Source organism: Actinomadura macrotermitis, from assembly GCF_009604375.1.
Lineage (GTDB): Bacteria > Actinomycetota > Actinomycetes > Streptosporangiales > Streptosporangiaceae > Spirillospora > Spirillospora macrotermitis.
On sequence record NZ_WEGH01000002.1, the window covers coordinates 1,292,121 to 1,305,784 of the forward strand.

At 73.5% G+C, this 13,664-nt stretch carries 13 protein-coding genes; 9 read left to right on the forward strand and 4 right to left on the reverse strand.

Annotated elements, in window-relative coordinates:
• Positions 1–3: 3 nt before the first annotated feature.
• Positions 4–1,320 carry a GH1 family beta-glucosidase gene (locus tag ACRB68_RS17910; RefSeq protein ID WP_153533602.1) on the reverse strand — a complete coding sequence of 439 codons (1,317 nt, stop codon included), beginning with the start codon at positions 1,318–1,320 and terminating at the stop codon, positions 4–6.
• Between the two features lie 108 nt (positions 1,321–1,428).
• On the opposite strand from ACRB68_RS17910, the gene ACRB68_RS17915 reads away from it, so the two are divergent.
• A complete protein-coding gene (locus tag ACRB68_RS17915) occupies positions 1,429–2,052 on the forward strand; it encodes a TetR/AcrR family transcriptional regulator (RefSeq protein WP_328594362.1) in 624 nt (207 codons plus the stop codon).
• An 81-nt stretch (positions 2,053–2,133) separates the two neighbouring features.
• Positions 2,134–2,733: an LURP-one-related/scramblase family protein gene (locus ACRB68_RS17920; RefSeq protein WP_153533604.1), complete on the forward strand. Its 600-nt coding sequence runs from the start codon at positions 2,134–2,136 to the stop codon at positions 2,731–2,733.
• 194 nt (positions 2,734–2,927) lie between these two features.
• On the opposite strand, the gene ACRB68_RS17925 is transcribed toward ACRB68_RS17920, so the two are convergent.
• Positions 2,928–3,851 (reverse strand): alpha/beta hydrolase family esterase, encoded by a 924-nt coding sequence (locus tag ACRB68_RS17925; protein ID WP_153533606.1) that lies wholly within the window; start codon positions 3,849–3,851, stop codon positions 2,928–2,930.
• A gap of 110 nt (positions 3,852–3,961) precedes the next feature.
• Between ACRB68_RS17925 and ACRB68_RS17930 the strand changes: the two genes are divergently transcribed.
• From ACRB68_RS17930 to ACRB68_RS17940, 3 genes are all read left to right on the forward strand, one after another.
• Positions 3,962–5,065, forward strand: coding sequence for a ferritin-like domain-containing protein (locus ACRB68_RS17930; RefSeq protein ID WP_328594363.1), 1,104 nt, complete (start codon positions 3,962–3,964; stop codon positions 5,063–5,065).
• A 320-nt stretch (positions 5,066–5,385) separates the two neighbouring features.
• Complete coding sequence (locus tag ACRB68_RS17935) at positions 5,386–6,216, forward strand: hypothetical protein (RefSeq protein ID WP_153533610.1); 831 nt, start codon at positions 5,386–5,388, stop codon at positions 6,214–6,216.
• Positions 6,217–6,711: 495 nt separating this feature from the next.
• Positions 6,712–7,305, forward strand: coding sequence for a septal ring lytic transglycosylase RlpA family protein (locus ACRB68_RS17940; RefSeq protein ID WP_328594364.1), 594 nt, complete (start codon positions 6,712–6,714; stop codon positions 7,303–7,305).
• 16 nt (positions 7,306–7,321) lie between these two features.
• On the opposite strand, the gene ACRB68_RS17945 is transcribed toward ACRB68_RS17940, so the two are convergent.
• Positions 7,322–8,257: an alpha/beta hydrolase family protein gene (locus ACRB68_RS17945; protein ID WP_153533613.1), complete on the reverse strand. Its 936-nt coding sequence runs from the start codon at positions 8,255–8,257 to the stop codon at positions 7,322–7,324.
• Positions 8,258–8,506: 249 nt separating this feature from the next.
• On the opposite strand from ACRB68_RS17945, the gene ACRB68_RS17950 reads away from it, so the two are divergent.
• Entirely contained in the window at positions 8,507–8,869 is a 363-nt protein-coding gene (locus tag ACRB68_RS17950) for a YkvA family protein (RefSeq protein ID WP_328594365.1), read from the forward strand.
• Positions 8,870–8,905: 36 nt separating this feature from the next.
• Here ACRB68_RS17950 and ACRB68_RS17955 read toward each other — a convergent pair whose 3' ends face one another.
• Complete coding sequence (locus ACRB68_RS17955) at positions 8,906–9,655, reverse strand: IclR family transcriptional regulator (RefSeq protein WP_328594366.1); 750 nt, start codon at positions 9,653–9,655, stop codon at positions 8,906–8,908.
• A 202-nt stretch (positions 9,656–9,857) separates the two neighbouring features.
• On the opposite strand from ACRB68_RS17955, the gene ACRB68_RS17960 reads away from it, so the two are divergent.
• The 3 genes from ACRB68_RS17960 to ACRB68_RS17970 all read left to right on the forward strand — a co-directional run bounded on the left by ACRB68_RS17960 (position 9,858) and on the right by ACRB68_RS17970 (position 13,637).
• Positions 9,858–11,249: a hypothetical protein gene (locus ACRB68_RS17960; protein WP_153533615.1), complete on the forward strand. Its 1,392-nt coding sequence runs from the start codon at positions 9,858–9,860 to the stop codon at positions 11,247–11,249.
• 121 nt (positions 11,250–11,370) lie between these two features.
• A complete protein-coding gene (locus ACRB68_RS17965) occupies positions 11,371–11,622 on the forward strand; it encodes a TFIIB-type zinc ribbon-containing protein (protein ID WP_153533617.1) in 252 nt (83 codons plus the stop codon).
• A 212-nt stretch (positions 11,623–11,834) separates the two neighbouring features.
• Positions 11,835–13,637, forward strand: a complete 1,803-nt coding sequence (locus ACRB68_RS17970; RefSeq protein WP_153533619.1) for a fatty acyl-AMP ligase — start codon at positions 11,835–11,837, stop codon at positions 13,635–13,637.
• The last annotated feature ends 27 nt before the right edge of the window (positions 13,638–13,664 follow it).

Consider the following 13,664-nt stretch of genomic DNA (forward strand, 5'->3'; position numbering starts at 1 on the left):
AAGTCAGGCCCTGGACGCGGCGATCAGGTCGCGGTACCAGGCGAAGGACCGCTTCGGGGTGCGCCGCTGCGTCGCGTAGTCGACGTGCACCAGGCCGAAGCGCGGGCCGTAGCCCTCGGCCCACTCGAAGTTGTCCATGAGCGACCAGGCGAAGTAGCCGCGCACGTCCACGCCCTCGTCGACCGCGGTCCGCACGGCGGCGATGTGGGCGTCCAGGAACGCGATGCGGTCGGCGTCGTCCACCGTGCCGTCGGGGCCGACGGCGTCGGGGAACGAGCAGCCGTTCTCGGTGATGTAGAGCGGCGGCAGGCGGTCCCCGTACGTCGTGTCCAGCGTGCGCAGCAGCGACAGCAGGGCGTCCGGGACGATCGGCCAGCCCATCCCGGTCTTCGGGTGCTCCTCGATGCCGACCATGTCGAACGGCAGCGGGCTCCCCTCGGCGGGCGCCGCGAGCCGGGTCGGCTGGTAGTAGTTCACGCCGAGGAAGTCGATCGGCGCCGAGATCACCGCGAGGTCCCCGTCGCGGACGACGCCCGCGGGCAGTTCCACCGGGTAGCCGCCGCCGAGGACCGGGTCGGTGAACAGCCGGTTCATCAGGTCGTCGAAGGCGCCGGCGGCCCGCCGGTCGGCGTCCGACGACGCGTCCCGCGCCCACGCCGGCGAGTAGTGGTTGGTCAGCCCGACCTGCCGCGCGCCGTGCTCGCGCAGTGCGCGGACGGCGAGGCCGTGCCCGAGGAGCTGGTGGTGCGCGACCGGCAGCGCGTCCAGCATCAGCGTCCTGCCGGGCGCGTAGACGCCGAACGCGTAGCCGTAGGCCATCACCACGACCGGCTCGTTCAGGGTGATCCACGTGGCCACCCGGTCGCCGAGGCGCTCGGCCGCCAGGTGGGCGAACTCGGCGAACCGGTGGGCGGTGTCGCGCTCCATCCAGCCGCCCGCGTCCTCCAGCGGCTGCGGCAGGTCCCAGTGGTAGAGGGTCGCGGCGGGCGCGATGCCGCGCTCCAGCAGGCCGTCGACCAGCCGCTCGTAGAAGTCCAGGCCCTTGGGGTTCACCGCGCCCGACCCGGCCGGCTGCACCCGCGGCCAGGCGATCGAGAACCGGTAGGCGTCCACCCCGAGGTCCGCCATCAGCGCGACGTCCTCGGGCCAGCGGTGGTAGTGGTCGCAGGCCACGTCGCCGGTGTGGCCGCCGGCGACCCGGCCGGGGGTGTGCGCGAAGGTGTCCCAGGTGGACGGGCCGCGCCCGTCCTCGGCGACGGCGCCCTCGATCTGGTAGGCGGCGGTGGCGACGCCCCACTGGAAACCGGCCGGCAGGCCCATGTGATCCTCCCCGAAACATGAATGGTTTTCAGACTTTAGGGGTGCGCGGTCGCGGGCGGAAGAGGCCGCCGTCCCCCGGGGGTCCCCGGCGCGGGGGAGAATGGGGGGGTGACCGAGATCAGGACCCCGCTCCGCCGCCGTCCCGCCCAGCGCCGCAGCGCCGAACGCGTCCAGCGGATGCTCGACGCCTGCGCGGACATCCTCGACGAGGACGGCTACGACGGGCTGACGACCACCCGCATCGCCCAGCGCGCCGAGGTCGCCATCGGCTCGGTCTACCAGTTCTTCCCCGACAAGCGGGCCGTCGCGCAGGCCCTCGCGCTGCGCAACCTGGAGTCGTTCGGGGAGCGGGTCTCCGCCCGGCTCGCCGAGGGCTCCTTCGGCGACTGGTCCGACACCGTCGGCGCCATCATCGAGATCTTCGTGGAGATGCACCGCGGCGTCCCCGGCTTCCGGGTGCTGCGCTTCGGCGACGTGGCCGACATCAACCTGCTCGACGAGGGCGCCGACAACAACTCGGTGGTCGCCGACCGGCTCCGCGTCATGATCGTGGAGGCGTTCGGCGTCGCCGACACCCCCGAGCTGGCGCGCGCGCTCGCCATCGCGGTCGAGGCGGGCGACGCCGTGCTGAAGATGGCCTTCCGCCGCGTCCCCGACGGCGACCCGCAGATCCTCGCCGAGGCCGAGCGGCTCATACACGGCTACCTGGCGTCGCACATCACCTCGCCCTGACGCGGGGGGAGGTGGCCGAACCCCGCACTCGGTGGCAGACTTCGCCTCCCATACCCCCCGAAAACAGAACAGGCAGGACCGTTGGACTCCCAGAGCCTCCAGGGCCACAGCCGCTTCCACATGCGGCAGCGCATCCGCCTGATGGTGAACCAGTACGAGATCCACACCGAGGGCGCCGACGGCGGCGAGGGCGAACTGGTCGCCTTCGCGCAGCAGAAGCGGATGGCCTTCAAGGAGCAGGTCACCGTCTACGCCGACACCGAGAAGACCCGGCCCCTCTTCGGCTTCAAGGCCCGCAAGCGCATCGACCTCGCCGCGACCTACGACGTCACCGACGCGAACGGCCAGCCGATCGGCCTGTTCCGCAAGGACTTCAAGAAGTCCCTGATCTCCTCCACCTGGCACTTGGAGCAGCCCGGCCTCGGCGTCACCACCGGCAGCGAGCGCAACCAGGCCGTCGCCATCCTGCGCCGCGTCTGGAACTTCATCCCCTACGTGGAGAACCTGCCGTTCGCCTGGCCGTACCACTTCGACTTCTACGCCGGCGACCAGGTCGTCTTCTCGGTGGTGAAGAAGTTCGGCATCCGCGACCGCTACGTCATCGAGATCCAGGACCAGCGCCTGGACCGCCGCCTGGTCTTCGCCCAGGCCGTCGGCCTGGACGCGCTGCAGTCTAGATAATTCAATCCCGGCCCAGCGGCTCGCCTAGCGGCTCGCCACTGACCGTGCTCGGGCGAGTGCGAATCGCTTCGCGATCAACCCGGCGGGGCTCGCCTTCGGCTTCGCCCCGCCGGGGCGGTAGCGCACTCGCGTGATCATGCAGGTTGTCGCCAGGGTTTCACCTGCCTCCCGTTGGCGCGGGTGCGAGGTGTCGCTCAGGACTTGGAGAAGGCGTCCAGGATGAGCCTGGTGGCGTCGATCTGGGTGGTCGTCTTCCCCGCGCCGATGGGGATCGAGCCCGGCCAGGTGTGGCCGCCGCCCGCCACCGTGTAGAGCTCGACGCGGGCGCCGTCGCGGCAGCGGGGGTAGCGCGTCCGGGTGATCTCGCTGCCGGGCCTGTCCCGGGCGGCCTTGCCGCAGCCGAACGCGCGGGCCCAGCCGGCGGTCACGGCGGGGACGCCCGGGAGCGCGAAGACGCCGCTCGCGGGCCGCATCCAGGCGGGGATGCGCGTCCGGTCACCGCCGAAGGGCGCGCCGCCCTCGTAGGGGACGATCGGGTCGCCGGTGCCGTGGAAGGCCACGAGCGTCGTCGGCCGGGGGCGCGCGCAGGGGCGGGCCAGGTTGACCCCGGCGACGGGCGCGACCCCGGCGAGCCGTCCGTTCAGCCCGCAGACGAGCGCGGCCGCCAGCCCGGCGCCGTTGGAGAACCCAGCCGCGTACTCGCGGCGGCGGTCGACGCAGAGCGTCTTCTCCAGGTGGTCCAGGAGCGCCCCGATATAGGCGGTGTCGCTGCCGCCGTCGGTCATGCCGGGCAGTTTCCAGCCCTGGCGGCCCCGGGCGACGGCGGGTTCCACGACGATGAAGCCGCGGGCGGGCCCGGCGTTGGCGAGCCGCGCGTAGACCGCCTGCTCGAAGCCGTTGGAGCGCAGCCCGTGCAGATCGACGATCACCGGTAGCGGGGCCCGGCCGTAGTCCTTCGGCACCGCCAGCAGGTAGGGGCGGCCGGCGAACGCCTGCCGGCCGGTGGACGGCTTCATGCAGGTCGGGGAGGGGGCGGGCGCCACCGCCGCGGGCCGGGTGCCCGCGCAGCCGCCGAGGGCGAGCGCGGCGGCGACGGCAAGGGCCCAGGAACGGATCACCCGGTGGACTCTACCCACCGGGCGATATGGGCCTGTTGCCCGTTCGCTTTACATGTTACGAAGGCATGTAAAGCGTCCCGAAGCCGTGCATGCCCCCCGAGGAGGGACCCGTGAGCTCGTTCGACCTCTACACCACCCCCGTGCCCGACGAGACCTGGAATGTGCCGATGGCCGGCGCGTCCCGCTTCACCTGGGAGTACGACGGGGGCCGCGACCGGCTGCTCGGCCTGTACCAGAAGGGCAAGGACAAGCAGTGGGACGCGCAGAAGCGCATCGACTGGGACCTGGAGGTCGACCCGGACAACGTGGCGGGCCTGCCCGAGGAGTTCAACCCGCTGCTCGGCTCGGCCGTCTGGGACAAGATGTCGCAGAAGGAGCGCGACGAGTTCGGCCGCCACCAGGGCGCCTGGCTGTTCAGCCAGTTCCTGCACGGCGAGCAGGGCGCGCTGAACGTCTCGGCCCGGATCGTGCAGTCGGTGCCCGACCTGGACGCCAAGTTCTACGCCGCCACCCAGACCATGGACGAGGCGCGGCACGTGGAGCTGTACACCCGGTTCGTGCACGAGAAGATCGGCATGTACTACCCGGTCAACCAGGACCTGGCCCGGCTGCTGGCCGAGTCGCTGGAGGACAGCCGCTGGGACCTGCCCTACCTCGGCATGCAGGTGCTCATCGAGGGCCTGGCGCTCGCCGCGTTCGGGCTGTACCGCGACATGTCGACCAACCCGCTGGTCAAGCAGCTGCTCGCCTACGTGATGCAGGACGAGGCGCGGCACGTGGCGTTCGGGCGGCTGGCGCTGAAGGACTACTACGCCCAGCTGACCGAGAAGGAGCGGGCCGAGCGCGAGGAGTTCGTCGTCGAGGGCTGCTACCTGATGCGCGACCGGTTCAAGGGCCGGGAGGTGTTCGAGCAGCTCGGCATGCCGGTCGCCGAGTGCATGGAATACGTCGACAACTCCGCCATGTACACGCTCTACCAGTCGCTGCTGTTCAGCCGGATCGTGCCGTGCGTGAAGGACGTGGGGCTCTGGGGGGACAAGGTGCAGGCCGCCTACGCGGACATGGGCGTGCTGGACAACGCCAAGGCCGACCTGGAGGCGCTGATGCGCCAGGACGAGGAGATCGCCGAGAAGGTCGACGAGGAGCGGTACGCGCAGGAGGTGGCCGCCCGCAAGCAGGAGGTGGACGAGGCCATCGCCCTCGGCGGCGCGTGACGGCGGGGTGAGCGGCGGGGGCGTCCTGGGGGACGCCCCCGCTTTTCGCCGGGCCCGGTTCGGCGGCCGCAACAATGGCCGGGATTTCAGGTTATTTTGCCGCAATAACCTCGATCACCCCCACGACCGGGGAAAGTGGCAAAGTAAATCTGGTAGATCTCCATGGTGTTCTTCAATTCCTTCGTGAACCGGCTGTACGGCCCGGCGTCGTGTACTAGCGTCCCGGCTCGACGGTGCGGCCGCCGAACCGGACGCGGGGGTCCCCGGAGCTGCGGAATCCGCACAACGCAGGTCGAAACGGAAACCCCGGGGGGAACCTTATGAACGCATCCGCCAAGAAGCTGATCACGGCCACCGCTCTCACGCCGGTGGCGGCACTGGTCGCCGCCGCCCTGTCCTGGGCGCCGGCGTACGCCACCGACGGCCCGGTGGGCGAGCTGAACAAGAAGGTCGCGAACCGGACCGTCCCCGACAAGGCCGCCAAGCTGACCGACCGGACGGTGGCCAACGTCACCGGCGCCACCCGCAAGACCGCCGACGACGCGGTGAGCCGCCGCACCGAGGAGGCCGGCCCGATCACCGAGGCCGGCCGGACCGCCGCGGGGGCGCTGGAGCCGGTCGGCGGCCGGGTCGCGCTCACCGGCTCCGCCGCCGACTGCGCGCGCGCCGCCGACGGTACCGCGCGGGACGTCACCAAGGCCGCCAAGGCCGCCAAGCACACCGGCGTCGCCAAGGCGCTGAAGGACCGCAAGGTGCCGGTGGCCGGCCGCCGCGCGAGCGACCCGGGCGCCATGGTCGCCCTCGGCCGCAACCTGCGCGACCCGCTCGGCGGCTCGACCGGCGCCGCGACCGGCCTGGTGAGCGCGCCGGGCACCGGCGGCCTCGGTGACGCGCTGGGGCCCGACTGCAACCCGGTGCGCGGGCTGACCGGCAAGGGCGGCGCGGCCCACGACACCGGCCTGCCCGGCGTGGGCACCAAGCCCGGCCAGTTCACCAAGGACCTGAACGTCGGCGGCGTGGCGGTCGCCCCCGCCGCCCCGGCGGACTCGCGGTCCCGGCGCCGCGAGGTGGTGTCCCCGGCCGACGGGCTGCTGGACGGGCTGCTCGGCCAGCTGTCGGGCGTGCGCCCCGGCCTGCTGCCGGGGCGGTAGGCACGCGAACGGACGACGGCGCGCAGGGCGGACCGGCGCGCGTCATGGCAGGGCCCGGACGGGGCGCCCGGCACGATGCCGGGCGCCCCGTCCGTTGTCGTGATCAAGCCGAGATCGGCGGGTCAACGGGCGGCAATGTCGATCTACTTTTCCGCTGACGGCCTGGAGTGGATCAACTCCACTGCGCAAAATCAGCGGTGACAAAGCCCACAAAACAGGGCTCTCCGCTTGATTCTGTGAATGCACAACGTACGGTCAGGGACTTGTGTGCGGTGATCAGCGAAATGTGATCATGCCGCACCTGCCGGACGCCGGACCCGTGATCATGCGGAATGCGCCCCAAGCGGGCGGAGGCGGGCACCCGCGGGGTCGTTCACCCCGCCGGGCGGGCTCGCGCGGTGACGAGTGCACAGGCGTCGCAGTCGCCTGAACGAGCCGCGAACCAGAACAGAGCCGGGCGTCCGGGGACCTGTCCCCGATCAAAGGACCTTCTCTGTGGGCATCTCGGTCAAGCACCGACCCAGACACGTACTGCGCACCATCCTGTTCGCCTCGGGCTTCGCCCTGGCGGCACTCGGGATGGGCGCCTGGGCCCTCACTACGGCGGGCGGCTCGGACGCGGTCGCGCGGGCCGAGCGCAAGCCGGCGGGCACCGCGCCCGCCGCCCCGCTCGCCGACGCACCGCGCGCGACGCCCGTCCGGACGGGCCGCGCGACGCCGCACACCGACCCGCCGCGGACCGCCAAGCCCAAGGCGAAGCCGAAGGCCAAGCACAAGAAGAAGCCGGGCTACCGCGTCGTGCGCACCGGCTCCTGCCAGGCGTCGTTCTACGGCGAGGGGCAGATGACCGCGAGCGGCGAGCGGTTCCGCCCGAACGGGCTGACCGCCGCGCACAAGACCCTGCCGATGGGCACGCGGGTGCGGGTGACCAACAAGAACAACGGGCGCTCGGTGATCGTGCGGATCAACGACCGCGGCCCGTACGCCGGCGGCCGCTGCCTGGACCTGTCCACCGGCGCGATGAAGCGGGTCGGCGGCATCGGCTCCGGGGTCATCCCGGTCCGCTACCAGGTCCTGTCGCGGGCCTGAGCCGCCCCGCCCTGTGCTAGCCCGGCCCTGTTCCGCCCGCCGCCGTCACCTCTTCCCGGACCGCGCACAGGTCCGCGCGGGTGGCGGCCGCGGGCGCGGCCACGTCGGCGAGCCGCTCGCGGAACCAGTCGCCGAGCACCCCGTCCACCCGGACGGCCTCGGTGAGCGGCGGGCGCGGCTCGGTGCCGGGCTCGGCGGCCAGCGCGTGCCCCATCCGGAACGTGGCGGCCTCCACGGCCGCCGCCCCGCAGCGGCGCAGCAGGTCGCGCAGCGCGGTGATCTCGGCGGGCGGGACCACCCGGTCCTTGGCGCCGCCGATGAGCAGCAGCGCGGCGTCCCGGCCCGCGATCTCCGGTGCCCGGGTGCCGAGGTCGAGCCGGTCGGCCAGTTCGCGGGCCCGCTCGGACCAGGCCCGCTCGCGGCCCGCCCGCTGCTCCAGCGCGCGCGCCGCGCGGCCCGGTGAGATCACCGGGGCGACGAGCGCGGCCGTGCTCACCGGCACCACGCCGCGGGCGAGCGCGAGCAGCGCGACGGCGCCGCCGGTGGAGAACCCGGCGAGCCCGACCGGGCCGTCCGGCACGCCGAGGTCGCGGCGGAGGTCGGCGAGCACGGCCGGCAGCCGCCCGACGGCCTGCTCCACGGCCGTCCCGTAGGCCTCCATGCCGCCGGACTCCAGGAACGCGCCCGAGCCGAGGCCCGCCGGCGGCGGCCCGTCGGGGACGGGCAGGTCGAGGTAGACGCGCCAGGTCGGCACGCCGGTCAGCGGCACGGCGGCGGCGAGCGCCGCGGCGGTGCGCGGCGGGTCGAAGCCGGGCCAGATGACGATCATGCGGGTCGGGCCCGCCGGACGGGCGTCCACGGCCGTCGGCGGCAGGGCGACATAGGCGGTCGCGGCGGCCAGGCCGCGGATCGGCAGGGCGAGGCCCGGCGCGGCCGGACGGTCTGCGCTCATGTCCCGTGTCAGCTCCCCCCGGGCCGGCTGGGCAGGCCGGAACACCCTGCTCGCAGTCCCGCGAGAACAGGGTTCTCCGGACTTCATGCTCCCAACGGGCGCCGGGAAAAGTGGCCGAACCCCCGCACCCCGTACAGCGCGGTAAGGGAAACGTCACCAGAAGTAACAAGGAACAAATGTGACTTTTGTGGCGTCTTAGTAAGTCGTGGGCGTTGCGGGGGCACGCCCTCCCCAGCTGAAGGAGAGCCTGTGAACAGCAAGCGCAGCGCCGCTGCCGCCGGGCAGGCCTGGCAGATCTACGGCGAGACCCTGCAGCCCGGCGCGCCCGGCATGTGGGAGCGCACCCGGGCCGTCCCGCGCATGCTGAAGGCCGTCCTGCGCGGCGAGTACAAGGGCATGTCCTTCGGGACGCTCGGCCTGCTCGCCCTCGGCGTGGTCTACATCGTCTGGCCGCTCGACGCGATCCCCGAGGTGCTGCCGATCGTCGGCCTGGCCGACGACACCGGCGTCGCCCTCTGGCTGTTCGCGATGCTGGTGAAGGCCGCCGGCGACTTCGTCTCCTGGGAGCGCGGCGGCCGCCCGAAGGTCGTCGTCGGCGACGTCGTCGACTGACCACGGGACCGAACGACCCCGGCCGGGCCCGGCCGCCTACCCGGCGGCCGGGCCCAGCTCTTTCACGAAGTGCGCGGCGACGTCGCGCACCACGGGCGCGACCGCGGCGGCCGTCTCCAGCGTCATCCGGGAGGTCGGCCCGGACACCGACAGCGCCGCCGTCGTCGGCGCCCCGCGCAGCGGGACGGCCACGCACCGCACCCCGATCTCCTGCTCCTCGTCGTCCAGCGCGTAGCCCTGCGCGCGGATCCGGGCTAGCTCGGCGACCAGCGCGTCGGGGTCGGTGAAGGTGTGCGGGGTGTGCGCGGCCATGCCGGTCCGGGCGAGGATCTCGCGCACCCGCTCCTCGGGCAGCTGCGCGAGCAGGGCCTTGCCGACGCCGGTGCAGTGCGGCTGCACCCGCCGGCCGACCTCGGTGAACATCCGCATCGCGTGCCGGGAGGGGACCTGCGCGACGTACACCGCCTCGTCGCCCTCCAGCACGGCCATGTTGGCGGTCTCGCCGACCTCGTCCACCAGCCGCGACAGCGCGGGCCGCGCCCACGAGCCGAGCAGGCGCCCGGCGCCCTCGCCGAGCCGGATCAGCCGCGGGCCGAGGGCGTAGCGCTTGGACGGCTCCTGCCGGACGTAGCCGTGGTTCACCAGCGTCCGCATCAGCCGGTAGATCGTCGGCATGGGCAGCCCGGAGACCTCCGTCAGCTCCGACAGCGCCATCTCACCGCCCGCGTCCGCCAGGTGCTCCAGCAGTTCGAACGTGCGCTCCAGCGACCGGACAGCCTCCGCCACACCGCCCCCTTTCCCCGTGCCGATCCCGTGGTCCGCCGATTCTACGGAAAGCCGATTTCACTGTGCGAAAGGGGCGTAGCACGTTACCGATCGTGACGAGTGGCAATAACAACCAGTGCCTGGTGTCGCACGGCGCCCGGCCGCCCCCCGGTGGAACGGACAGGGAAGAGACCAGCGGCGGAGAGGAAGCCGGGTGCCTACCGTGGGCCGAGCGAGGCGTGGCGAGACGGCGTGGCGGCGCTGGGGCGCGGCCGTGCTGGGCGGGACGCTGGCGGTGCAGCCGATGCTCCTCGCCAGCGCGTACGCCGCCGGGAAGGTCGGGCCGGCCGCGCCCGGGCCCGCCGCGTCCGCCCGGCCGGACCGTTCGCCGGGGCGGCCCCTCGCGCCGCAGGTGACGCACCGTGACGCATCCCGTGGTGATGTGCCCCGCGGTGAGCTGCGCCGCGGTGAGCTGCCCCGTGGTGATCTGCACCGCGCCGCCGTCCGCCTGGCCGCGACCATCGCCTACGCGGGCCGCCGGACCGGCGGCGGGGACGAGGTGGTCACCTACGACGTGGGCGTCCGGCCGGCCGGCGGCGTCGCCCGCTCGGCCCGGCTGCTCCTGATGGCGGCGCGCCCCCTCACCTGGGACTTCGCCCCCGCCGACTGCGCCGCGCAGAACGACGACATGCCGCTCCACTGCGACCTCGGCGATCTGCGGGGGACGCGCCGGCTCCGGGTGTCGCTCCGCGTGCCGGGCGACAGGAGGATTTCGGATACCGCAGGGATTTCGGATACCGGTAGGGCCAGGAAAGTGGCGCGGGGGAGACAGGCGCCCTGTGTGACGATCGTGGCGAAGGCGGACAACGTCCCGCAGGAGTCCGTCGCGGGCGCGACGCTGCCCGTCGTGGGGCCCCCGCCGGGCAGGCCGCCGGCCGAGCAGCCGGCGGCCGAGAAGCCGAAGGGGCCGCCCGGCGGCAAGGCCAAGTCCCCGGCGGCGCAGCCGAAGACCGCGGCGGGCGATCCCGCGGTCCCGGAGACCCTGCCGAAGGCCCCCGCGATGCCGCCCAAGGCGCCCGTGGCCATGCCGAAGTCGTCCGCGGCCGAGCCGGGGACGCCGCCCGCGCGGCCTCCGTCGGCGAAGGCGGACGCCCCGGCCGTGCGGCCCCGGCAGGAGGCCGGGAAGCACACCGCCAAGGCGCCCGCGGCGCCGCCGGTGGCCAGCACGCCGCGGCCGGTCCCGGTGCCCCCGCCCGCGGGCACCGCCCCGCCGCTGCCCGAGCCGCCTCCGCTGCCCACCTCCGCGCCGCCCCTGCCGCCGATGGACGCGCCGAGCACGTCGCCGGGCGGCGCGGCGGTGCGGCCGCCGCTGACCGCGCTGCCGCCCGCGCCGCCGGCGGCGCGGGGCGACCAGATGACGCTGATCTCGCCGTCGGGCACCGACGCCGGCGGCGGCACCGACTGGGCGGTCGTCCTCAGCATCACGATCGCCGCCGAGGTGGCGCTGCTGTGGTTCGCGGCCTGCCTCGGGCTCTGGCGGCGGCGCATGGCGCTGGCGCGGACCCGGACGGCGGCGTCCGGCCGGGGTTCCCGGCCGCGCGCGCGGCGCCGCTGAGCGGGTTGCGGGCGGCCGTATCCGCAGGACGAACGGGATGACACCGTGCCAACCGCCGGTCACCGTCACTAAGCTGACCGCCGGACAGTCAATCCTGTCGTCACGGATAGGGGATCCGGCCATGCCAGAGACGACGTTCAAGTGCCCGAAGTGCGACTCGCTGCTGGACAGCCACGAACGGCACGGCGTGGTCGTCGAGGAGTGCCCCGGCTGCCAGGGCGTCTTCCTGGACCGGGGCGAGCTGGAGCGCCTCATCGACGCCGAGAGCTCCCACCTGGCCGAGCTCGGCGAGAACGAGAACCCCGAGACGACTTATCAGGGCCGTCATCGCCATGGCATCATGCAGCGCATGTTCGCCCGGGAGGAGCGGTAGGCCCTTGTCACTCCGGTGACAAACCCGGCGCCGCCGAATGTGACCCTGGGCTAATACCCTCACCTGGCTACCATCGGGTAGCTTTCACGCTGCACGATCATATTGCCGGTTGCCGGGGGGCGCCTATCGCGGTCGTCCGGCCATCGCCGCTGCACACCGCCGGCCGCGACCCCCTGCTCGCGCCGTTCGCTCATCCCCCGGGAGATAGATCAATGGCACTGGGCTCGCTGCTTCCCGAACTCCGGCCCGGCGGCTCCGGCCGCACGCCGCTCGTCGAGCGGCTGGCCCGCTGGGCGGCGGACAAGCCCGACGCGCCGGCCTGGACGTTCGTGGACTACTCGGCGGACCCGGCGGGCCGCAAGACCACGCTGACCTGGAGCGAGACCGACCGGCGGGCCCGCGCGACGGCGGTGCGGCTGCGGCGGTCGGCCGGGCCCGGCGACCGGGCCGCGCTGCTGCTCCCGCAGTCGCTGGACTACATGATGGCGATGCTCGGCGCGATGTACTCGCACGTCGTCGCGGTGCCGCTGTTCTCGCCGGACCTGCCCGGTCACGCCGACCGGCTGATCGGCGCCTACGCCGACGCCGAGCCCGCGGTGATCGTCACCTCCCGCAGCGCGCTGCCGCACGTGGAGAAGTTCCTGGCCGACCACGACGTGCCGGCCCCCAAGGAGATCATCCTGGCGGAGGAGATCGACCTGGAGCTCGCCGGCTCCTGGCAGGACGAGCCGATCGGCTTCGACGACCTGGCCTACCTGCAGTACACCTCGGGCTCGACCCGCCGCCCGGCCGGCGTGGAGATCACCCACGGCAACGTCACCGCCAACGCGATCCAGCTGTGGGCGGGCTGGGCGCCCGAGAAGCCCGACCCCGAGATGGTCAGCTGGCTGCCGCTGTTCCACGACATGGGCCTGATCGCCACGATGGCGCTGCCGATGGTCAACGGCGACCACGCCATCTTCACCGACCCGCTGTCGTTCGTCATGAACCCGATGCGCTGGATGAGGCTGATCGCCGAGCGGCCGGGCAAGAACGTCTACACCGCGGGCCCGAACTTCGCCTACGAGTACGTGGCGACGGCGGCGACCCCCGAGAAGCTGGCCGGGGTGGACCTCAGCGGCCTCACCACCTGCCTGAACGGCGCCGAGCCGATCCGCCCCTCGACGCTGACCTCGTTCGCGGAGGCGCTCGCCGGGGCGGGGCTGCGGCCGGGCGCGCAGGCCCCCGGCTACGGCCTGGCCGAGGCGACGGTGTTCGTGTCCGCCGCCGCCGAGGACACCCCGCCGCGGGTGGTGTCGGTCGACCGCGCCGCCCTCGCCGAGGGGACCCTGCGGCCGGTCGAGCCGGACGCCGAGCACGCGAGCGCGCTGGTGTCGTGCGGCCGCCCGTGCGGGCAGCTGGTCGCGATCGTCGACCCCGAGACGCGGCTGGAGCAGCCGGACGGCACCGTCGGCGAGATCTGGGTGCACGGCCCGAACACCGCCCCCGGCTACTGGCGCAACTCCGAGCGCAGCCAGGACGTCTTCGGCGGCGAGCTGGCCGAGCCGGGCGACGACCTGCCGGCCGGGCCGTGGATGAAGACCGGCGACTACGGCCTCGTGCACGAGGGCGAGCTGTACGTCACCGGCCGCATCAAGGACCTGATCATCGTGGACGGCCGCAACCACTACCCGCAGGACATCGAGGTCACCGCGCAGGAGGCGCACGAGGCGGTCCGCCCCGAGCATGTCGCGGCGTTCGCGGTGCCGGGCGGGGAGACCGAGCGGCTGGTGGTCGTCGCCGAGCGCAACCGGCGGGTGCCGCTCGGCCGGCTGGACCTGGCCGAGGTCGAGGCGGCGGTGCGCGGCGCGGTGAACGTCGAGCACGAGATGAGCGTGCACGAGTTCGTCCTCATCGAACCGGGGAGCGTGTCGCGCACCTCCAGTGGCAAGATCGCCCGTGCGGCCACCCGGCAGCGCTACCTGGACGGCGCGCTGCCGACCAGCGCGGCCCGGCTGGCCGCCCGCGCCAAGTAGCGGGACGCACGCGACCACCCGGCCACC

Coding starts and splice junctions, on each gene's coding strand:
- ACRB68_RS17910 (WP_153533602.1), bottom strand. CDS start 1,320: ATGGGCCTGCCGGCCGGTTTCCAGTGGGGCGTCGCCACCGCCGCCTAC.
- ACRB68_RS17935 (WP_153533610.1), top strand. CDS start 5,386: ATGAACGCATCCGCCAAGAAGCTGATCACGGCCACCGCTCTCACGCCG.
- ACRB68_RS17945 (WP_153533613.1), bottom strand. CDS start 8,257: ATGAGCGCAGACCGTCCGGCCGCGCCGGGCCTCGCCCTGCCGATCCGC.
- ACRB68_RS17965 (WP_153533617.1), top strand. CDS start 11,371: ATGCCAGAGACGACGTTCAAGTGCCCGAAGTGCGACTCGCTGCTGGAC.
- ACRB68_RS17970 (WP_153533619.1), top strand. CDS start 11,835: ATGGCACTGGGCTCGCTGCTTCCCGAACTCCGGCCCGGCGGCTCCGGC.